Consider the following 19,451-nt stretch of genomic DNA (forward strand, 5'->3'; position numbering starts at 1 on the left):
AGCAAGCGGCTCAATGCATATCCTGGCTGATTTCCTTGCTGTGGGTTTCAACCCACAGCAAGGAAATCAGCCAGGCCTCTGGCCTTCCATTGTACATGCAGGAAAAAGAGCCTGACTCAATGTATATCCTTTCTTTCTGGTTGCTGTGGGTTGAAACCCACAGCAATGTAATCTGCCAGGCCTCTGGCCTTTCATTGTGTATGTAGGAAAAAGAGCGGTAGGCTCGACACATATCCTTTCTCTCTGGTTGCTGTGGGTTAAAACCCACAGCAAGGAAATCAGCCAGGCCTCTGGCTTTCCATTGTGTATGTAGGAAAAAGAGCCTGACTCAACTCATATCCTTTCTCTCTGGTTGCTATGGGTTAAAACCCACAGCAATGTAATCTGCCAGGCCTCTGGCCTTTCATTGTGTATGTAGGAAAAAGAGCGGTAGGCTCGACACATATCTTAAAGATGGGTTTCAACCCGTCGGCCAAGGACCCGAATCACATACCATGCTAGCTGGCAATCATAACATATTCCTGGTAAAGGAACCAATGCTCCTGATTACTATGGGTTAAAACCCACAGCAAGGAAATCAGCCAGGCCTCTGGCCTTTCATTGTGTATGTAGGAAAAAGAGCCGTAGGCTCGGCACACATCTTAAAAATGGGTTTCAACCCGTCGACAAAGGACCCGAATCAAAGACCATGCTAGCTGGCAATTATAAGATATTTCCTGTTACGGAAACCAATGCTCCTGATTGCTGTGGGTTAAAACCCACAGCAAGGAATCAGCCAGGCCGCTGGCCTTCCACTGTGTATGTAGAAAAAAAGAGCCGTAGGCTCGACACATATCTTAAAGATGGGTTTCAACCCGTCGACCAAGGACCCGAATCACCTACCATGCTAGCTGGCAATCATAAGATATCCCTGTTAAGGAAACCGATGCTTCTAACTGCTGTGGGTTGAAACCCACAGCAAGGAAATCAGCCAGGCCTCTGGCCTTTCATTGTGTCTGCAAGAAAAAAGAGCCGTAGGCTCGACACATATCCTACCGACGGGTTTCAACCCGTCGATAAGGGACCCGAATCACCTACCATGCTAGCTGGCAATCATAAGATATCCCTGTTAAGGAAACCGATGCTCCTAGCTGCTGTGGGTTAAAACCCACAGCAAGGAAGTCAGCCAGGCCTCTGGCCTTCCCTTTTACATGTAAAAAAAAGAGCCGTAGGCTCGGCCCATATCCTACCGACGGGTTTCAACCCGTCGACAAAGGACCAATAATGAATCCCCCAATTTCCTGCAAAAAAAATCATGAATCTCGCCCATCCCACCTCCCCTTTTTGGCTCGTTTGCCATCTGTTTCTATTCTAAATTACCCGTATGTTTGTTCAAAAAAACCAACAACAATGAGCTCAGAATCAACAGGGAAAGGGCAATATGCTGCCGTTAACGGTCTGCAACTTTATTATGAGATTTATGGGAGCGGCTTTCCACTGGTTTTGCTGCACGGTGGCGGGTCGACGATTGCGTCTAATTACGGTAGGATCTTGCCTGAGCTGGCGAAGTCGAATCAAGTGATAGCGTTGGAATTGCAGGCGCACGGCCACACGCTTGACATTGCCCGCGAAATGACTTTTGAGCAGGACGCGGATGACGTGGCGGCATTATTGAATCTGCTACAAATTAAAGAAGCCAATATCATGGGTTTCAGCAATGGAGGCACCACAGCCATTCAGGTTGCAATAAGGCATCCGCAGTTGGTTCGCAAGCTGGTTTTAGCATCTGCATTAACCAGGCGTGATGGCATTATATCCGGCTTTTTCGAAGGCATGCAGCACGCCTCGATTGACAACATGCCGCAACCTTTGAAGGATGCATATTTGAAAGCGAACCCTAGCGCGGAAGGCCTGCACGCCATGTTTCTGCGCGACTCCAAGCGCATGATCGACTTTAAAGACATTCCCGATGAGTTGGCAAAAAAGATCACCGCCCCGGCTTTGATCATGAGCGGCGATAAGGACGTGATCCTCGTGGAGCATTCTCTTACATTGTCACGGTTGATTCCGAACGCTCAACTGGCAATCCTGCCTGGCGGACATAGCGACTATCTTGGCGAAATCTGCACCACAACACCGAACAGCATAATCCCAACATTGGCTGCCGGAATGATCAACGAGTTTTTGACTAAAAATGGCGGTTAATTGGCTTCCGCGTATTTTTTGAAGTTGTTCAATATCGCTTGCCAGCCGCCTTTTTGCATTTCCTCTGGATTTTGGCTCTCCGCATCAAAAACGACTGTAACCGCTGTTTCATCACCAACGCCTTCGAAATTCACGGTTGCTTTTCGTCCATCCAACATGCTGTAAGTGAAGCTTTCACCCGTAGCGATTGCGTCATAAATTGCTTCAAAATCAAAGCCAAAACTGCCGTCTTTGGCTTCCATCCTGGCTTTGTACAACCCGCCCACGCGCATGTCATTTTCAGCGCTCGGACATTGCCAATCGTCTGAGGCGAAATTCCATTTTGTGATGTGCGATGGGTTTGTATAATAATCCCAAACTTTCTCTTTTTCGGCCGCAACAGTTGCCTGAACCGTAATTTGCTTTGCGCTCATGTTATGTTAGTTTAATCGTGTTTGCAGAAAAATGCTTGAAATGGCCCAACGCGTCGAACCAAAATGGGTCGCCATAGTTAGTATAATTTTTTTTAATAGTGGTAAATTCGTTTCCCCATTTTACTTGCCAATGAACGCTTACCTCAATCTGTTCGATTTTAAACAGAAAGTAAATTACAAAAATGAAATACTGGCCGGACTAACCGTTGCCATGACCATGATGCCGGAATCGCTCTCATTTGCGATTTTAGCCGGTTTTCCACCATTAACAGGTTTGTACGCCGCCTTCATCATGGGCATTGTAACATCCATTTTCGGAGGCAGACCCGGCCTCATTTCCGGCGGAGCTGGGGCGACGGTCATCACATTAATCGCACTAATGCAATCGCATGGGCTGGAATATGTGTTTGCAGCAGTTGCATTGGCGGGTATTTTTCAAATATTGGTCGGCGTTTTCAGGTTTGGCAAATTCATCCGGCTCGTTCCGCAACCCGTCATGTATGGTTTTGTAAACGGATTGGCAGTCGTGATTTTCATGTCCCAGCTTGAACATTTCAAAACCGTCGTCAATGGCGAAACGGTGTGGCTAAGCGGCACACCGCTAATGATCATGGCCGGACTCGTTGCGCTCACCATTGCAATTGTGCTCGTGCTTCCAAAAATCACAAAAGCCGTCCCTCCTAGCCTCGTGGCCATTATTGTCGTTTTTGCAGTTGTTTTCGTTTTCAATGTTGACACAAAAACCGTCCGCGACATTGCCTCCATCAGCGGCGGATTTCCGCCATTCCACGTGCCGCAAATTCCGTTTGAGCTCGCCACATTGCAGATCATTTTCCCCTATGCATTGATTATGGGAGGCGTGGGCCTCACGGAAGGCTTGCTGACGCTGAATCTGGTAGACGAAATTACCGCGACCAGAGGCAATGGAAACCGCGAATGCATTGCGCAAGGCAGCGCCAACATCTTGAATGGCTTTTTCTTTGGCATGGGCGGCTGTCCCATGATTGCACAGACTTTGGTTAATCTTTCAGCTGGCGCAAGGGCCCGGTTGTCCGGCATCATTGCATCGCTGACCATTCTGGCCATCATATTGTTCGCTTCGCCACTGATAGAACTGGTGCCAATGGCTGCTTTGACGGGCGTTATGATCATGGTGGCCATCGGGACGTTCGAATGGGTGAGCTTTCGAATTATTAATAAAATGCCTAAGCAGGACATTTTCGTGGGCATGCTCGTGGCTGCAATCACGATTTATCTCCATAACCTTGCACTGGCCGTCCTCATAGGCGTGATCATTTCCGCATTGGTTTTTGCATGGGAAAGTGCCAAACGGATTCGCGCAAAAAAATTCACTGATGCCAACGGCGTAAAGCATTACAAAATTTACGGCCCGCTGTTTTTTGGGTCCGTTACAGCATTCAATGAAAAGTTCGATATCCAGTCTGATCCGAAAGAGGTGATCATTGATTTTTCTGAAAGCCGCGTCGCCGACATGTCGGGAATTGAGGCGCTGAACAAGATCACCGAACGTTATCACAAGGCAGGTAAAAAAGTGCTTTTAAAACACCTCAGCCCCGACTGCCGCCAACTTTTGATCAATGCCGAGGACGTCATCGCCGTGAACATTGTTGACGATCCGACTTATCACGTGGCGCGATAAAATGACCGTTAAATCAATTCACTATTTCTATTACAAGAAAGAGTAGAAGTATTTTTATATGTTAATGATCGGTTACAAAACTATTTGTTATTTCAAATGAATATACTCAACGTTATGATTGGGCTGGCCCTTCGGGGCCGGTCCTTTCCCCGGGCCCTCTCTCCAAATTCAGATTTTCTTCGACACGATTTCTTTTGTTAAATCTCCCAATTCTTACTGCTGACACTTATTTTACGCCTTTTGAAAAGACGTTAGCATATGATGCCTTGCCAAAAAAATTCCCTACGCCATTTGCCAAAAGTCCCCATCCACTCACTTCGCAAGCCGTTTCAATGTTGCAAGCACATGTGCAAAATCAACAGGATTGGGCGCATAATTTTGGCTTAACCAATGATGAAGTGAACATTATTGGAAAAATGTTTGGCGTGCTGGTCGTTCAGACGGAGCAAAACGAAATTGGATATTTGTCTGCATTTTCAGGTAAGCTCGCTGGCGCGAATCATCATTCCAGGTTCGTCCCGCCTCTGTTCGACGGCGTTGCAGCGGGAGGTTTTTTGAATGCTGGAATGACGGAGCTTTCAAGAATTAATGACGAGATCAGCATGCTGGAAGCGGAGAGATTGGGAACATTCGAAACCCAAATCCGAGAACTCAAAGTCATGCGGAAAGCGCATTCACTAACGCTTCAAAACCAGATTTTTGACCAATATCATTTTCTTAACCAGACTGGTAAGCAAAAGAGCCTTCGTGAGATATTCTCTGATGCTGGTTATAAGAATCCGCCAGCTGGCGCGGGTGAATGTGCCGCGCCCAAATTGCTTCAATATGCTTTTCAGCAAAATATGAAACCGCTTGCCATCGCAGAATTTTGGTGGGGCCAATCCCCAAAATCTGCGTTTTGGAAGCACCGCGAATTTTATCCTTCCTGCCGTGAAAAATGTGCCCCGATCCTCGCGCATATGCTCTCCGGAATGGAACTGGAACATTCACATATAATATGTGATTAACTCGTAAAATCTCCCGATCCAGGCGATAATAAGCGCTCCACCTTGGTATTTCGGTGATATGTAATTTACTTTGCCTATCAATTTCATAGGCTATGTCGGCTTCATGAGTTTAGCAGATCCAATTTAAATAATCCACGTTCTAAAATGATTAAAAATTTATCAAGGTCAATCCCGAAAGTCAGGGAATGGGTTTTCCTGTCTACATGCATTCTTTTGAGCTTACATGCTTTTGCTCAGAATGTTACGGTTACAGGAACAGTCACAGGCGTAACCGATAAAGGCGGTTTGCCGGGTGTGAATATCGTTGTAAAAAATACAGTTACAGGCACTTCCACCGATGCGGACGGGAAATACGAACTGAGCGTTCCTGCGAATGCTATCCTTGTTTTCTCCGGGATCGGGTACGCAACTCAGGAGACGCCATTGAATGGCAGAAGCGTTGTCGACATTCAACTCGCCGCGGACACCAAGCAACTGGACGAGCTTGTTGTAGTGGGTTATGGAACGCAAAAGCGGAACAGTCTGACCAATGCCGTGTCAACCATCACGGGCGAAGACGTTGCGCGCAGGCCTGTTTCCAATGTGCAGCAATCATTCCAGGGCTTAATGCCCGGAGTTGCTGTCAATGATCTGGGCGGATCGCCCGGGAAATCCAATGCCACAATCCGCGTTCGCGGGATCACGACATTCAACATCAATGGCAGCAGCACAAGCGGTTATGACCTTGGTAAAAACGACGCATTAATCATTGTTGATGGCATTGAGCAACAGCTGAGCGACATTAATCCCGATGACATTGAATCTGTTTCCATCTTAAAAGACGCTGCGTCGACCGCGATTTACGGTTCCAGGGCAACCAATGGTGTTGTGCTAATCACCACAAAAAGGGCGAAAGGAAGCAAAGTGCAGGTGGATTACCACGGTTATTACGCGCTCCAAAAATCAAACAATGTGCCGAAAATGATGGGATTGGAAGCTTACATGCGCGAGCAAGTGGCGGCTTACACCAATGCAGGGGCGGCGGTTCCGGCCCGTTTCACCGAAGAATCAATCCAGGCTTATGTCAATGCGACGGACCGTGAAAAATATCCCTTTGCAAACACTTGGTTTGAGACATTGCTGCGCACTGCTCCCCAGCAGAATCACTCCCTGTCCATCGCCGGCGGAAGCGAAGCTTTGCGCACAAGACTTAGTGTCCGTTACCAGGATCAGAATGGTGTGATCAAAAATTTTGGCAATAAAATTGGCGAGTTCAGGCTAAACACGGATTATGATGTCAGCAAGAAAATCCGGATCAGCGCGGACATTAATTATCGCTATAACAGCACCGAAAGTCCGACAACGAACCCTGATGCTCCGCTCAACAACTTCTTCCACGGATCGCTTTGGGCAGTTCCCAAATATCCTGATGGAACTTACGGATTAAGCACGCAGGGAAATAATCCGTTGATGTTTTTGGAAATCGGCGGACAGTCGAGACAAAAAACGGATTATCTGGCTGGTTTTGTCAAAGCAGATTTTGAGTTGACAGAAGGCTTGACTTTCTCGACACAAATCGCGGGGCGCGGGCTTTTTACCCAACAAAAAAACTACACAAACTCTTACGTTAACACGGACAAAAACACAAACATTACCAAAACCATTGCCAACAACAGCTTGACGGAGGTCCGCAATACGCTCCGCGAATACACGATCAACAACTTGCTGACTTATGAAAAAGGCTTTGGCAGCCACAATTTGAAGGCATTGGTCGGATATTCCCAGATTGGCAATACGCAGACTTTCCTTTCTGCTTACCGCGAGCGCTTTTATAACAATGACATTGGCTCCATTGGCCAGGGAGCGAATGACGGCACCAAGACCAACGCAGGAAAAGACGCAGTTTATGGTTTGCGGTCGTTTTTCGGGCGGGTGAATTACGATTATGATGGCAAATATTTGGTTGAAGTCAATGGTCGTTATGACGGATCTTCCAAGTTTATTGGTTCAAAACAATACAGCTTTTTTCCTTCGTTCTCAGCCGGATGGCGCATTTCAAAAGAAAATTTCTGGCAGGGACTTGAAAGCGCAGTCAATGATCTAAAACTCAGAGGCTCATGGGGAATTACTGGAAATCAATCGGTTGACCTTTACAGTTACGTGACAGCATTGACGGCGAATGGATACAGTTTCGGTGGATTGCCCGTGCAAGGTTACCGCCAAAATACGCTGGCAAATACAAATCTTGGCTGGGAATCAACGACGCAGCTAGACATTGGATTGGATGCTGCATTCCTACAAAAACGCTTAAACCTGACTGTTGATTATTACAACAAAGAAACAGACGACATTCTGCTGAACCTGGACATTCCGGCAACAATCGGTTTGACTGCGCCTCCGCAAAATGCTGGTTCTGTCCAGAATAAGGGTTGGGAATTCAGCCTGAACTATCGCGGAACGCCTTCGAGCGACGGTTTCCGTTATAATGTTGGCGGGAATTTGAGCATTAATGAAAACAAAGTGACCGATCTGAAAGGAACAGGCCCTTACCTGACTGGTTCGGACATTGACCCACGTTACATTATCAAAAAAGGCTTGCCTATCAACACGCTTTGGGGTTATAAAACGGACGGATTGTTCCAAACACAACAGGAAATCACTGAATACAAGGCAACCTATGCGGCCAACACCAAACCCGGCGATGTTAAATATGTGGATCTGAACGGCGACGGGAAGATTGATGCGAATGACATGACTGCCATTGGCAACTCGTTTCCAAAATACACATTCGGGCTTAATGCCGACTTTTCTTACAAAAATTTCGACCTGAACATTTTATTCCAAGGCGCCGCAAAAGTGAATTCGCGGTTGGCCGGTGCGTTGGCTGAAATGGGAAATCAAGAAGGTTTCACGCATGAAATTTACACCAACAATTACTGGACGCCCGAAAACCCGAACGCGCGCTTCCCACGACCGGTCAAATACGATTTACGCAATGTTGCCACATCGGACCGCCTCGTGCTGAACGGCTCTTACCTGCGCTTGAAAAATGTGCAGCTGGCTTACAATGTGCCGGCAACTGTTTCTCAAAAAATCCATTTAAGCAGGATTCGCGTGTATGTTTCCGCAACCAATGTGTTCACCATCTCAAAACTGAACGAGTGGAACCTGGACCCCGAAGCCCCTTCCGGACGCGCTGTTTATTATCCGCAAACGGCCCTTTACACAGCAGGTTTGAATCTGCAATTCTGATCATTTCAAGACCATTGACTTTAAAATCATGAAAATACATTCAATCAAATACATGATCCTTTCGCTCGGCATTGCATCCATTGCACTTGTCTCCTGCGATAATGATCTTTTGGACACGGTTCCCAACGACCGCTTGTCCGTTGACGGCTTTTGGAAAACCGAACAAGATGCGAAATTGGCTGTAAACAGTTTATACACCGACCTCGACAGCACAAATGTCATTTCCTGGGACGCATTGACCGACATCGCGCACACGAATCAGAACTTTGACGTGCAGGCTTATGTGGAACTTGGAACCTACGACGGCACGAGCTCAAAGATTTACAATGAATGGAAAAGAGCATATCGCGGCATCCGCGCGACTTCTTATTTTTTGGAGAATGTCGATAAAGTTGCGTCAACAAACACGGCGCTGATCAACCAGCTGAAAGGAGAAGCGAAAGTGCTGCGGGCGTATCAATACATTAAACTGGCCGGTTTCTATGGCGATGTTCCCTTGGTGACTTCCGCATTGACTATTGACGAAAGCAGGACTTTGGTAAAAGCACCTGTGGCCGAAATCTGGGATTTTATTGACAAAGAACTGAACGAAGCGGCTGCTCTGCTGCCCGCAACTTATCCGGCAAGTGACAAAGGACGCGTAACGCAGGGCGCAGCTTTGGGACTTGCTGCCCGGGCCAGCTTGTATGCGGGCCGTTATGCCAAAGCCGCCGAAGAAGCTGATAAAGTGATCAAATCGGGCAATTATGGCTTGTATGAATCTTATGAAAAGTTGTTTACTTACGCTGCTGAAAACAACAAGGAGGTTTTGTTCGACAGACAATTTATCAAAGACACTTATCCGATCAATGTTTTCGCACTGCTCGCACCTTACAGTCAGAAAAACAGCCAAAGCACTTATGTGCCCACAAAAGCATTGGTTGACACTTATGAAACATTGGACGGAAAGCTCATCACCGACGCCACCAGCGGCTATAATCCGGCGGCCCCTTATGCAAATCGTGACTCACGTCTCAAATATTCCGTCTTCCTGGAAGGCGATGTGTTGCCAAGCGGCATTGCATTCAAGCCGCAGCCTACAAGCGGAACTGCGGACGCGATCGGCAGCACTTACATTGCGTCCACGACCGGCTTTAACATTAAAAAATACATTAGCGCCGACGATTTCGCCAACCCGGTTAACAGCGGTTTGAACATCATTTTGCTCCGTTATGCAGAGGTTTTGCTGACTTACGCGGAAGCAAAAATTGAGTTGGGACAAATTGATGCGAGTGTTTTAGCAGCCATTAATTTGGTCAGAAACGGCAGAACAGACGTAAAACAGCCTTCGATCAAAACCACATCCGCAACGGAATTAAGAGCAATTGTGCGTCGCGAAAGAACGGTTGAGCTCGCATTTGAAGGTCAGCATTTGTTTGATATTCGCCGCTGGAAGACAGCTGAAAAAGTGATTCCCGGTCCTGTTTACGGCATCACTTACAAAGACGCGAGCGGCGCATTGAAGACCGTCGAAGTTGTGGCGGTGAACAAAACATTTGATGTAAGTCGTCATTATATTTGGCCCATTCCGCAGAAAGAAAGGGATCTGAACCCATCATTAACTCAAAACCCAGGCTGGTAATATGTTTTTTAGTAAAAAAATAAAGATCATTCTTTTCCCATTTGTTGCCCTGAGTTTTGCTGCATTTTTGGTTGCATTCATTCCAAAACAAGCAGTCAAAAAGCCTAACGTGGTTCTGTTTTTCATTGACGACCTGGGTTACGGCGACCTGACCGTAACGGGCGCATTGGGTTACAAAACGCCTAACATTGACAAGCTGGCTGCGGAAGGAACACGGTTTACCAACTTCCTGGCGGCGCAAGCCGTTTGCAGTGCTTCCCGCGCTGCTTTGCTGACAGGTTGTTATCCAAATCGCGTGGGCGTTTACGGCGCATTTGGGCCCAAACAGGGGCTAGGACTCAATCCCAAGGAAGAAACGATTGCCGAATTGCTGAAAGCCAACGGCTATGCAACAGGGATTTTTGGAAAATGGCATCTGGGAAGCGATTCCATCTTCCTGCCATTGAAACAAGGTTTTGACGAATATTACGGAGTCCCCTACTCGCATGACATGTGGCCTTTGCATCCCTGGCAGAAGCAGGCGCAATATCCGCCACTTCATTGGATCGACGGGAACAAACCTGCGAAGGAAATCAAAGATCTCAGTGATGCCAGCGAACTAACGCCCACCATTACAGCAAAGGCCGTTTCCTTCATTAAGCGCAACAAAAAGAATCCGTTTTTCCTTTATGTGCCGCATCCGATGCCGCATGTTCCATTGGCTGCCAGTGCCAATTTCAAAGGCAAAAGTGAGCGCGGGATTTTCGGCGACGTGCTGACCGAACTGGATTGGTCGGTCGGGCAAATTATGAAGGAGCTGAAAGCGCAGGGGCTCGATGATAACACGATTGTAATTTTCACCAGCGACAATGGTCCTTGGCTCAATTATGGCGATCATGCAGGCTCATCGGGTGGTTTCCGCGAAGGAAAAGGAACGTCATACGAGGGCGGGCAGCGCGTGGCGGCAATGATCCGCTGGCCGGGTGTCGTGCCTGCGGGAAGAGTTTCGAACAGACTTTTGTCCAACATTGACATTCTCCCAACATTGGCCAAGCTAACCGGCTCAAAATTACCGAAAGAGCAGATAGACGGCATTGATTTCGTAGACTTGCTGAAAGGCGACGACACCCGGAAGCCACGCGAAAACTTCCTATATTATTACCGAAAAAACAGTTTGGAAGCGGTTCGCAAGGATGACTGGAAACTCGTTTTTTCACATCCGGGTCGCACGTATGAGGGTCAGGTACCGGGGAAAGACGGTCAGCCGGGACCAGCGCCGGAAGATCATGCAATCCCGTTGGCGCTTTATAATCTGGAACGCGACCCGGGCGAACGCTATGACGTCTATGCGCAATATCCTGAAATTGTCGCGCAGTTAGAAAAAATTGCCGAAGCTGCTCGTGAAGATCTGGGCGACGATTTGCAGCAGCGCACCGGCAAGCACGTGAGGCCACTCGGAAAAGTTACAAAGTAATCATGCAGGTTTAGTTAACTCCTAAATATCCCCGCATGCCAGGAAGCTTGTCCTGATGTGCGGGGAATTTTATTTTCGTGCTAAATAAATAATGCACAACTTGGGCACATTCACCGCTTAACGAGTGACATTATGAGAACGGAAAAAGAGAAAATGATCGCCGGGGAATTGTACGATGCCCTCGACCCGGAACTGGTTGCTGACCGGCTTCGGACGCGCCTGCTTATCAAACAGTTAAATGACTCGGCGGAAGATCAGGTTGAAGAGCGCGGCAGAATCTTAAAGGCGCTTATTCCGAATGCATTGCAGGGTTTATGGCTGCAACCGCCGTTTTATTGCGATTACGGCTATAATATGTTTGTGGGTGAAAGGGTGTTTTTCAATTTTAACTGCATTGTGCTGGACGTTGCGCCCGTCACCATCGGCAGCCGGACGCTCTTCGGGCCTAATGTGCAGATTTACACGGCCACGCATCCCATTGACTTCAAAGAGCGTGCGTCCGGATTGGAATATGCAAAGCCGATCGTAATTGGCGAAGATGTTTGGGTAGGCGGCAGCGCTGTAATCTGTCCGGGCGCAACCATCGGCGACCGGACAATCATTGGCGCAGGAAGCGTCGTGACCAGAGACATTCCGCAAGATGTTTTCGCCGCCGGGAATCCGTGTAAAGTGATTCGTCAGCTGGCTTAATGTTATTTAAAAATGCCAACTTCGCGCAGGGAATCCATGCGCGAAGTTGGCATAAACCTCCTATTCTTCCGTTTCATCTTCCGTCAAATCCGCTTCGACATTGACTTCAAATGCATCCACATATTTCACTTCGTCGAGCCAATATGCAGAGCTGACAATGTCGTAGGTTACCGAACTTTCGCTTTTTGAAACTTCATTCAGCTTCCATAAAATGGTTTTGGCCTCATTAAATTTCGCCCCGGCGAGCTGATCTGAAAACAGGCGGTTGATCAGGCTTCGGTCTGAAATGCCTCCGGCTAAAATCCGTACGATCACGGCTTCTTTATTTTGTTCCAGAACCGACAGATCGCCTTGTATTTCCATGGTAAACTGAACGGCTTCGGTGCGCGGAAACTTCCCATTGTATGCATCGTGGAGCAATTGCGTTGCGCGAAACAAATCGGGATGCAATTCAAGCACCGGATATTCTTCCCATAACTTTTCTGTCTGAATCTCGTGCGATAAATTCTCTATCTGACCCGCCGTAAGTCGCTCGCCGATGACATAATCCAGAACGAGTTTTGCGGCTTCGTCAGGCTCAAAGTCCGTCAGCGACATCATGCACATTTCTTTGATTTCAGCATCCTGAATCTCACCCACATCGCCATAATCCATGGTGTTCAGCAGGTTGATATAGTCTGTTTTTAACCAGGAATCAGGCAATTCGCTGATTGCGTTATATGATAGAATGTTTACTTGCAGTTGGCTCATGTTTTCAATTTGATTGTATTTCGCCGCCTCCTACATGGATCGCAGTCACTGAATTTGCTAGTAAAAGCATGCCACAATTTATCACGCCATCTGATCAATTCAATACAATTTTGGAACAGTCTATGCGACAGCCCGTTTCGTGATCGTCGAAGTGATAATACTTTTGGGCATCAAACAATATATATCATTCAGCTATGAAAAATTTATTCAATCTCAAACATCTGGCGGCATTGCTGCTCCTTTGCATTACAATCACTTCCTGCGAAAAAGACAAAGATGAGCCAGCGCCGGACCTCGCAACGAAGGTTTCAGGAACCTATACTTTTTCCGAACTTGAATTCGACGGTCAGACGGTTCCTGCTGACAAAAGCGATTTGAAAGGCAACATTAAAATCACCAGAAAAACTGAAACGACGGTCGACGCCGAGCTTGACATTCGCTCAAAATCTACGGGTGACGACTTCATGGTTTACGATGTCAACGATATCAAACTGTCCGAAGACGGCAGCACCATTGACCTGGTTTACGACGGAGAAAGGGTTGCTCAAATCAAAGGCAAGAAAATCATCATCAATGCAACAGACGACGTGGGCACGGACTTCACATTGACCGCCACACGGTAAGTTTAATTTTCAGTTCAAAAGCCTTGCATACTGAGCGTGTGCAAGGCTTTTTACCAATAACTAGGCCGGTCAGTCGTTCCTCCCGCTGTCCGGCAATCTGCGCATGATTCAATTCCCACCAGCACAGAATCCGCACGGATGCCCCAGTAAGACAGCAGCAAATTAGGCGTGTTCAAAGCACAAGCTTCTCCATTCCGGCCGCAAGCCAGCGGAATCGTGTCAGGCTCAGTGCACCTGGGAAAAATCCCCAGTTTCGGCGCAATGGTAAGCCGTTTGGTTGCCTCGGTTGATGCGCTGAAATAGCCAAAAACACGGTCTTTCGGATTGCCCGTGTTCTTAATGTTGCCGGTAACTTGCGACGGCTGCGGATCAAACAAGCTGCCTGTCCCTTGTGTTGTTTTTGAAAGATCTGTCCAGTATTCAAAGGCCTGCCGCGAAAGCCCGTATTGCTTTACAAGAATGCTGTATTTGATATAAAACCGGTTGGTTGAAATCGGGACAATGTTCAGCGGCAGATTTTTGATAATGTCTTGACTCAGCCGCACCGTGCTCCCCAACAAAATACTGCCAGACTTATTTTTGCCCCAGCACTTGTTAATATTTTGCTTTCGGAGCACAACTGTGTCATTGACCACTTCCAAAGCGGAATAATAAGTTGCGTCATACTCCCAAGTTTCGTCAAACTTCCACCGGTAAAACTGCGTGCTGTTGGTCGCATCGTGCGTGTTAACATAAAAAACGACTGCATTCTGCGCGGCGTCCAGTTTGTAAGTAAGGCTGTCAATGGGCGGTGTGCGGCTGACCGTTACAAATTCCGAAAGATATTCCTGACCGTCTTTGGTGGCGATCCTGATCCTGTATTTCCCGGCCATATCATAATTCCGCGGCGGTAAAATATACATTCCTTTTGCAGGTTCAGTAAAGGCAAATGTCTCTCCTGCTTCCGTTTCCACGGATATGGACGCGCCTGTTTCAATGAAAGGTTCGGTGGTTTGGTTTACCTTTTGTGTCCTCCGCAACTCGAAGCGGCTGGTGTCAGTTCCGCCTGCATTGAAAAACCCGTCAACGACAAGATAGTGATCATTCGAATTAATTTCCGGTGGAGAAAAGGGTTCAATGCAGCCATCCAGAAAAAATAGTGGTGAAATAAAAATCAGGATTGCCGTCGCTATCTGGCTGTATAATTTCACGTTTCCCATGCTTGGTCATATTAGCCTGCATTGAATTTAATGCGCAGGCGACATTTCGATAATTACCCTTCTGTTAAACCGCCGGTTTCGCTCGCTGTCATTGGGCGCAACGGGCCTTGCACTGCCGAAAGCTTTACTTTTGATCCTTGCAGGTGAAATATTATTTTCCAGTAAATGTTGCTTAACCACATCCGCGCGATCCCAGGAAAGCAGCATATTCTTTTCCTCATCTCCCAGATTGTCCGTATGCCCTGCGAGCTCAATTTGCAAGTTTTCGTTCATGTTCAGAAAATCCACAACCCGTTCAAGCTCCCGCTGCGACCTGCCTGACATATTTGTATTGCTCTGGTTGAAATAAAGAACCGATGTAATGTCTTCATGAAGAATCGGCTTGTGGGCATGTACAGCATTTGTTGCCACGACCTCGGGCTTAGGACTTTTATCCACCTCTTTCGGCGTAAGAAAAAACACTTCCGTGCCATTGATCTCATTGGCAAGAAGCGACTCATTCAGCATTTCATAACCTGGCGCGTAAATGGAAAAAGTGCATGTGTCGGTCAGAGGAAGCCTATATTTGTAAACTTTGTCTTCAAAAACCGGGGCAATCTGGCTTCCCGGGCTTTGGCTGGCAACGAGGATCTTCGCTTCAATGGGCTGGAATGTTTCTTTATCCAGGACCCTCAGCGTTACGCGGGAAGTAGAATAATATTGATGCGTTTTCGCTTCCTGGCACAGCGCGCTTGCGCAGTTGATCAGGCTGATAATGACGGCGCAAACGAAAGTTTTCATAGCATCTCACATTAAGTGCAAAACCATCCAACGCATTATTTAAATCAACTAACAATCAATGAAAGTTACTGCTAATTGATTTATTTAAATAAAAAATATTCGTTTTTCTGTCAAGACAATGTGTCAAAAAACCTGCCTCGCAACCTTGTAAGTGTTCGCATGGGCATCAAGGATTGTGCGGAGCTGCGGAGAATAGCCACCTCCCATGCTGCATTGCACCGGAATGTTATGCTTTTCGGCCAGCCGCATCACCATTTCATCGCGTCGGCGGCAGCCTTGAATGGTGCAAGACATCCTGCCCAGCTTATCCGATTGCAGGATATCGACCCCGGCTTGATAGAAAATGAAATCAGGACGCACTTGCTCCACGAGCCCCGGAAGAACATCCGCCAATATACGCAGGTAAGTTGCGTCGTCGGTGCGGTCTTCCAGCGGCACGTCCAGGTCACTTTTCTCTTTTCTAAAAGGATAATTGTTTTTCGCATGCATCGAAAAAGTGAACACATGCGGCTGATTGGCAAAAATTTCTGCCGTGCCATTTCCCTGATGCACATCCAGATCGACGATCAGCACTTGTTTTGCTTTCTGATGATCAAGCAGATATTGCGCTGCAACCGCCTGATCATTGATAATACAAAATCCTTCTCCAAAACCTTTCCCGGCATGATGCGTGCCGCCTGCAATGTTGAATGCAATGCCGGTTTCAAAAGCACGAAGCGCGCCTATGATCGTTCCGTTTGTGATCCGCCGCTCGCGTTCCACCAGTAACGGCGTTTGCTCAAAACCGATCCGCCGCATTTCCTGTTTGCTCAGCTTTCCTGCCACAATGCGATCTGCATAATCCCGGTCATGCACAGCGTAAACTGCCTGCATATCAACCATTTCCGGATCAAAAAAATCGGAATGCTCCGCAACGCCCTCGCGCAGCAACTGTTGCGGCAGCAGTTCATATTTGTCCATTGGAAACCGGTGCCCTTCCGGCACCGGATATTTGTATATGGGATTAAATGCGATTGGAAACATGCGGGGTTAACAGCATTGAAGGATCGCCGACTGAGCGCGAAGGTTGGGCTTATTCAAAAAAAATCAAGGATTAAGCCGTGAAAATATTGGCCTGAGCACTTCCTGTCCTGCTTTGCTCAGGGCTTCGCTGAATCCAAAGGTCAATGCTGTTCTTCCTTCTTTCAGCTGGTTAAAGATGGCCTCGATGAATTCGCTCACGGGTGGCGCGTGGTCGTGCAAGCCTTTTCCGCCGAGGTCGGTGTTCAAGGCCGGGGGGATTATTTCAATGACTTCAATATTTTTATCCTTTAATAAATATTGAAGCGAAGTTGTAAAGGAATGGAAAAACGCTTTTGTGGCTGAGTAAACGGGCACTTTTGTAAATGGAACATAAGACAGCCCGGAAGTCACATTCATCACCGTTTCCAATGATTTTAGATTTAAAAACAAGGAAGTTAAATGCAAAGGAGCCTCAATGTTCGTCGTAATTTCCTGCTTTGCCCTTTGATAAAAATCAGAATCCGAAACCGACATCCAGTTCTGAATGCCTGCATTGTTGACCAAAACATTCAAGTCGCCATGTTCCGTGGCAATCCAGTCATACAATGCTTGCCTGTCCTGCTCGGAGCTAAGGTCACATTGCCTGGTGATCAATCCCGGAATTTTCTCGGCGGCCTCGGCTAATGCCGCTTCCCGGCGACCACAGATTATCACCGTATTTTGCTCATTAGCAAAGCGTTCTGCCATTGCAAAGCCAATTCCGCTCGCGCCGCCAGTTATCAGGATCTTATTATTTGATGCTTTCATTTTTATCTAAAATTGTGTCGATGAAACGTGCAAAATAATTACTTGCTGAATTATAAATCGAACTTACGAAAAATTACAAAATAGCGATTGCCATTTCCAGGACTTCTCTGATCAAATCTATGGGCATATCCTCCTCCGGATCGAGTCTTAAAATCTTCATTCGCGAACGCTTTTCAGCAATCAATGCAGGGTGATCGATGCGGTTTCCGTCTACAATGCCGAGATAAGGATGGGTGGTTTTTTTGTCCGTCCATATATAGCAAAACCGCTTTCCCTTACACAGATAAAACGGCATTGAATATCTCCAAGCTTCCGTGACATCTGCCCGGTCATGCAGCACAAAATGCCTCAGGGACGCCAGATAGCTTCCTACCGGTTCGGGTTTGTTGTAAAAGTAGGCGTCAATTTCTTTAAGCATCATATCGATTTGCAATATAAATGGTTTAAAGACACAAAAAACAGGCAGGTGAAACACCTGCCTGTTAGTGCACTAACATAACAAATCTACTCAATTATGAGTGTGGTTTGCTGAATGATGAATTGCTCATCTCGCTCAGCATAATGACTGTTTTACAAACTTTACTGTTTGTCCCACCAAACCCTTGTATAATGATCATCAGCGCCTTGCGAGGCAACGACGGCTTTGTAATTTTCCTGATTCAATGTGTTTTCTGTAACGGGATAAGCCAGCCTTCTCGGAATGGCAGTGCCGCCATTCAATGTGTTTGCCGCCGGTTTAAGCACCGGATAACCCGTCCTTCTCCACTCCGACCAGGCCTCTGTTCCTTGAAAATAAAGCGCGATCCAGCGTTGTGTTCCGATTTTTTCGAGCGCAGTCGCCTCTGTGTAAGCAACTTCCGGCTTTGCGATGAAGGCTTTGTAGGCTGCCTCCGTGTAACTTGCGCCCATCCATTGCTGCAATGATGCTTGAACGGCCGCTTCATAAAGCGTTTTTGCATTGTCCGTTGTCCAGCCAAGTTTCGCTGCTTCTGCCTGTGCAAAGAGAACTTGTGCATAAGTCAGCACATTCACGGCAGAGTTTTGCTGTGACAAAATGGAGCCGATCAACGAAACATCCTGCGCCTTCTTCCCTCCGACCGCGTAAGGAACACCTACATATTCACCCAAAATATTCTTCGCCGCCAAAAACGGCAATCTTGGGTCAGCAGTCTTTTTAAGATAATCCACCATGACATCGCTCACAGCAAAATCCTTTCTGTTATTGACTGTGTAATTGTTGTACAAAGGATTTTCGTTGGACGATTCGGAAAGGAATTTGTACTGCACATTATCCGTCCCTGCCGTGAAAACACCATCTTTCAGCGCCGCTGCAAACTCCTGCTTGCCCAGATCGGGCTTAACTTTTGAAAGTCGCAAAGCCGCGATCAGGCGAAGGGAATTGGCAAATTTCTTCCATTGGGCTGTGTTGCCTCCTAGAAGGATGTCTCCCTGAAACGCTTTTCCGCCGTCAAACTGGGCTGCCGCTTCTTTCCATTCTTTGAACAGATCTGTGTAAATCGCTTCTTGCTTGTCAAACGCCGGCGTGAAATCTCCATCTCCTTTCAGCGCTTCCGAGTAAGGCACATCGCCCCAGCGGTCCGTAATCCATTGGAAGAAATACGCTTTCAGAATCCTTGCAGTGGCAATTTGGTTGTTATTTGAGCCAAAAGCTGCTGCGCTGATTTTCGTGTCCTCTTTTGTATTGAGCTCAATGATGTGCTGCAAGTTCGCCAGTGGACCCGCATACCAGCCATTGTAACTGAAATTGATCGTTTTGTACTTAGAGTCCTCAATGTAAGTAACATCGCCGAACTGCTGCACGTACATGGCAGGCACAATGTTGGCCGCACCGGGCCCTACTTGCGCATTAATTGTGCCGACATTCCGGATGACACCGGTGAGCAGACCGGCAGTGCTTGGGGACGACGGACTGTTTGGATTTATATTGATGTTTTCGAAATCACTGCACCCCACCAATGCTGCGGCGAGCATAACGGTGGCGAGTGGTTTTTGCCAATATTTTTTCATGAT

The 19,451-nt window shown here is 47.3% G+C and carries 17 protein-coding genes; 8 read left to right on the top strand and 9 right to left on the bottom strand.

Translation table 11 applies throughout. From position 1 onward, the window contains the following. Nucleotides 1-10 precede the first annotated feature (10 nt). On the bottom strand, nucleotides 11-232 hold the full coding sequence (locus tag LZG73_RS06805; protein ID WP_233847085.1) for a hypothetical protein: 222 nt from the start codon (nucleotides 230-232) through the stop codon (nucleotides 11-13). Nucleotides 233-1,389: 1,157 nt separating this feature from the next. Between LZG73_RS06805 and LZG73_RS06810 the strand changes: the two genes are divergently transcribed. Further along, nucleotides 1,390-2,184 (top strand): alpha/beta fold hydrolase, encoded by a 795-nt coding sequence (locus tag LZG73_RS06810; RefSeq protein WP_233847087.1) that lies wholly within the window; start codon nucleotides 1,390-1,392, stop codon nucleotides 2,182-2,184. Here the strand turns inward: LZG73_RS06810 and LZG73_RS06815 are convergent. Continuing rightward, on the bottom strand, nucleotides 2,181-2,597 hold the full coding sequence (locus LZG73_RS06815) for an SRPBCC family protein (protein WP_233847089.1): 417 nt from the start codon (nucleotides 2,595-2,597) through the stop codon (nucleotides 2,181-2,183). The genes LZG73_RS06810 and LZG73_RS06815 overlap by 4 nt on opposite strands. Before the next feature lie 130 nt (nucleotides 2,598-2,727). Between LZG73_RS06815 and LZG73_RS06820 the strand changes: the two genes are divergently transcribed. From LZG73_RS06820 to LZG73_RS06845, 6 genes are all read left to right on the top strand, one after another. Continuing rightward, a complete protein-coding gene (locus LZG73_RS06820; RefSeq protein ID WP_233847091.1) occupies nucleotides 2,728-4,257 on the top strand; it encodes a SulP family inorganic anion transporter in 1,530 nt (509 codons plus the stop codon). 194 nt (nucleotides 4,258-4,451) lie between these two features. Then, entirely contained in the window at nucleotides 4,452-5,264 is an 813-nt protein-coding gene (locus tag LZG73_RS06825; protein WP_233847093.1) for a pseudouridylate synthase, read from the top strand. Nucleotides 5,265-5,408: 144 nt separating this feature from the next. Further along, entirely contained in the window at nucleotides 5,409-8,495 is a 3,087-nt protein-coding gene (locus LZG73_RS06830) for a TonB-dependent receptor (protein ID WP_233847095.1), read from the top strand. A gap of 28 nt (nucleotides 8,496-8,523) precedes the next feature. Continuing rightward, nucleotides 8,524-10,116, top strand: coding sequence for a RagB/SusD family nutrient uptake outer membrane protein (locus LZG73_RS06835; RefSeq protein ID WP_233847097.1), 1,593 nt, complete (start codon nucleotides 8,524-8,526; stop codon nucleotides 10,114-10,116). A gap of 1 nt (nucleotide 10,117) precedes the next feature. Further along, nucleotides 10,118-11,569: a sulfatase gene (locus LZG73_RS06840; protein WP_233847099.1), complete on the top strand. Its 1,452-nt coding sequence runs from the start codon at nucleotides 10,118-10,120 to the stop codon at nucleotides 11,567-11,569. A gap of 132 nt (nucleotides 11,570-11,701) precedes the next feature. Beyond that, complete coding sequence (locus LZG73_RS06845) at nucleotides 11,702-12,259, top strand: sugar O-acetyltransferase (RefSeq protein WP_233847100.1); 558 nt, start codon at nucleotides 11,702-11,704, stop codon at nucleotides 12,257-12,259. A 60-nt stretch (nucleotides 12,260-12,319) separates the two neighbouring features. Here the strand turns inward: LZG73_RS06845 and LZG73_RS06850 are convergent, their stop codons facing one another. After that, nucleotides 12,320-13,009: a hypothetical protein gene (locus tag LZG73_RS06850; RefSeq protein ID WP_233847101.1), complete on the bottom strand. Its 690-nt coding sequence runs from the start codon at nucleotides 13,007-13,009 to the stop codon at nucleotides 12,320-12,322. A 194-nt stretch (nucleotides 13,010-13,203) separates the two neighbouring features. Here LZG73_RS06850 and LZG73_RS06855 point away from each other — a divergent pair, with 194 nt between their 5' ends. Continuing rightward, entirely contained in the window at nucleotides 13,204-13,632 is a 429-nt protein-coding gene (locus tag LZG73_RS06855; protein ID WP_233847102.1) for a hypothetical protein, read from the top strand. A 50-nt stretch (nucleotides 13,633-13,682) separates the two neighbouring features. Here the strand turns inward: LZG73_RS06855 and LZG73_RS06860 are convergent, their stop codons facing one another. From LZG73_RS06860 to LZG73_RS06885, 6 genes are all read right to left on the bottom strand, one after another. Continuing rightward, nucleotides 13,683-14,831, bottom strand: a complete 1,149-nt coding sequence (locus LZG73_RS06860) for a DUF4249 domain-containing protein (RefSeq protein ID WP_233847103.1) — start codon at nucleotides 14,829-14,831, stop codon at nucleotides 13,683-13,685. 27 nt (nucleotides 14,832-14,858) lie between these two features. Continuing rightward, the gene (locus LZG73_RS06865; protein WP_233847104.1) at nucleotides 14,859-15,611 is read right to left on the bottom strand and encodes an OmpA family protein; all 753 of its coding nucleotides are present in this window, start codon (nucleotides 15,609-15,611) and stop codon (nucleotides 14,859-14,861) included. 123 nt (nucleotides 15,612-15,734) lie between these two features. Continuing rightward, nucleotides 15,735-16,634: a histone deacetylase gene (locus LZG73_RS06870; RefSeq protein WP_233847105.1), complete on the bottom strand. Its 900-nt coding sequence runs from the start codon at nucleotides 16,632-16,634 to the stop codon at nucleotides 15,735-15,737. Nucleotides 16,635-16,697: 63 nt separating this feature from the next. Further along, complete coding sequence (locus LZG73_RS06875) at nucleotides 16,698-17,420, bottom strand: SDR family oxidoreductase (RefSeq protein ID WP_233847106.1); 723 nt, start codon at nucleotides 17,418-17,420, stop codon at nucleotides 16,698-16,700. A gap of 73 nt (nucleotides 17,421-17,493) precedes the next feature. Continuing rightward, nucleotides 17,494-17,841, bottom strand: a complete 348-nt coding sequence (locus tag LZG73_RS06880; protein ID WP_233847107.1) for a DUF1801 domain-containing protein — start codon at nucleotides 17,839-17,841, stop codon at nucleotides 17,494-17,496. Between the two features lie 158 nt (nucleotides 17,842-17,999). After that, nucleotides 18,000-19,448 (bottom strand): SusD/RagB family nutrient-binding outer membrane lipoprotein, encoded by a 1,449-nt coding sequence (locus LZG73_RS06885; protein WP_233847108.1) that lies wholly within the window; start codon nucleotides 19,446-19,448, stop codon nucleotides 18,000-18,002. Nucleotides 19,449-19,451 lie beyond the last annotated feature (3 nt).

The sequence above is a fragment of the Dyadobacter sp. CY326 genome (genome assembly GCF_021390515.1).
In the GTDB taxonomy this organism is placed as follows: Bacteria; Bacteroidota; Bacteroidia; order Cytophagales; family Spirosomataceae; genus Dyadobacter.

What these genes read in the sequence shown, in the direction of transcription:
- LZG73_RS06805 (WP_233847085.1), bottom strand. Translation starts at nt 232, where the DNA reads ATGTGTCGAGCCTACCGCTCTTTTTCCTACATACACAATGAAAGGCCA.
- LZG73_RS06810 (WP_233847087.1), top strand. Translation starts at nt 1,390, where the DNA reads ATGAGCTCAGAATCAACAGGGAAAGGGCAATATGCTGCCGTTAACGGT.
- LZG73_RS06815 (WP_233847089.1), bottom strand. Translation starts at nt 2,597, where the DNA reads ATGAGCGCAAAGCAAATTACGGTTCAGGCAACTGTTGCGGCCGAAAAA.
- LZG73_RS06835 (WP_233847097.1), top strand. Translation starts at nt 8,524, where the DNA reads ATGAAAATACATTCAATCAAATACATGATCCTTTCGCTCGGCATTGCA.
- LZG73_RS06860 (WP_233847103.1), bottom strand. Translation starts at nt 14,831, where the DNA reads ATGGGAAACGTGAAATTATACAGCCAGATAGCGACGGCAATCCTGATT.
- LZG73_RS06885 (WP_233847108.1), bottom strand. Translation starts at nt 19,448, where the DNA reads ATGAAAAAATATTGGCAAAAACCACTCGCCACCGTTATGCTCGCCGCA.
- LZG73_RS06830 (WP_233847095.1), top strand. Translation starts at nt 5,409, where the DNA reads ATGATTAAAAATTTATCAAGGTCAATCCCGAAAGTCAGGGAATGGGTT.
- LZG73_RS06880 (WP_233847107.1), bottom strand. Translation starts at nt 17,841, where the DNA reads ATGATGCTTAAAGAAATTGACGCCTACTTTTACAACAAACCCGAACCG.
- LZG73_RS06865 (WP_233847104.1), bottom strand. Translation starts at nt 15,611, where the DNA reads ATGAAAACTTTCGTTTGCGCCGTCATTATCAGCCTGATCAACTGCGCA.
- LZG73_RS06870 (WP_233847105.1), bottom strand. Translation starts at nt 16,634, where the DNA reads ATGTTTCCAATCGCATTTAATCCCATATACAAATATCCGGTGCCGGAA.
- LZG73_RS06820 (WP_233847091.1), top strand. Translation starts at nt 2,728, where the DNA reads ATGAACGCTTACCTCAATCTGTTCGATTTTAAACAGAAAGTAAATTAC.
- LZG73_RS06875 (WP_233847106.1), bottom strand. Translation starts at nt 17,420, where the DNA reads ATGAAAGCATCAAATAATAAGATCCTGATAACTGGCGGCGCGAGCGGA.
- LZG73_RS06840 (WP_233847099.1), top strand. Translation starts at nt 10,118, where the DNA reads ATGTTTTTTAGTAAAAAAATAAAGATCATTCTTTTCCCATTTGTTGCC.
- LZG73_RS06845 (WP_233847100.1), top strand. Translation starts at nt 11,702, where the DNA reads ATGAGAACGGAAAAAGAGAAAATGATCGCCGGGGAATTGTACGATGCC.
- LZG73_RS06850 (WP_233847101.1), bottom strand. Translation starts at nt 13,009, where the DNA reads ATGAGCCAACTGCAAGTAAACATTCTATCATATAACGCAATCAGCGAA.
- LZG73_RS06855 (WP_233847102.1), top strand. Translation starts at nt 13,204, where the DNA reads ATGAAAAATTTATTCAATCTCAAACATCTGGCGGCATTGCTGCTCCTT.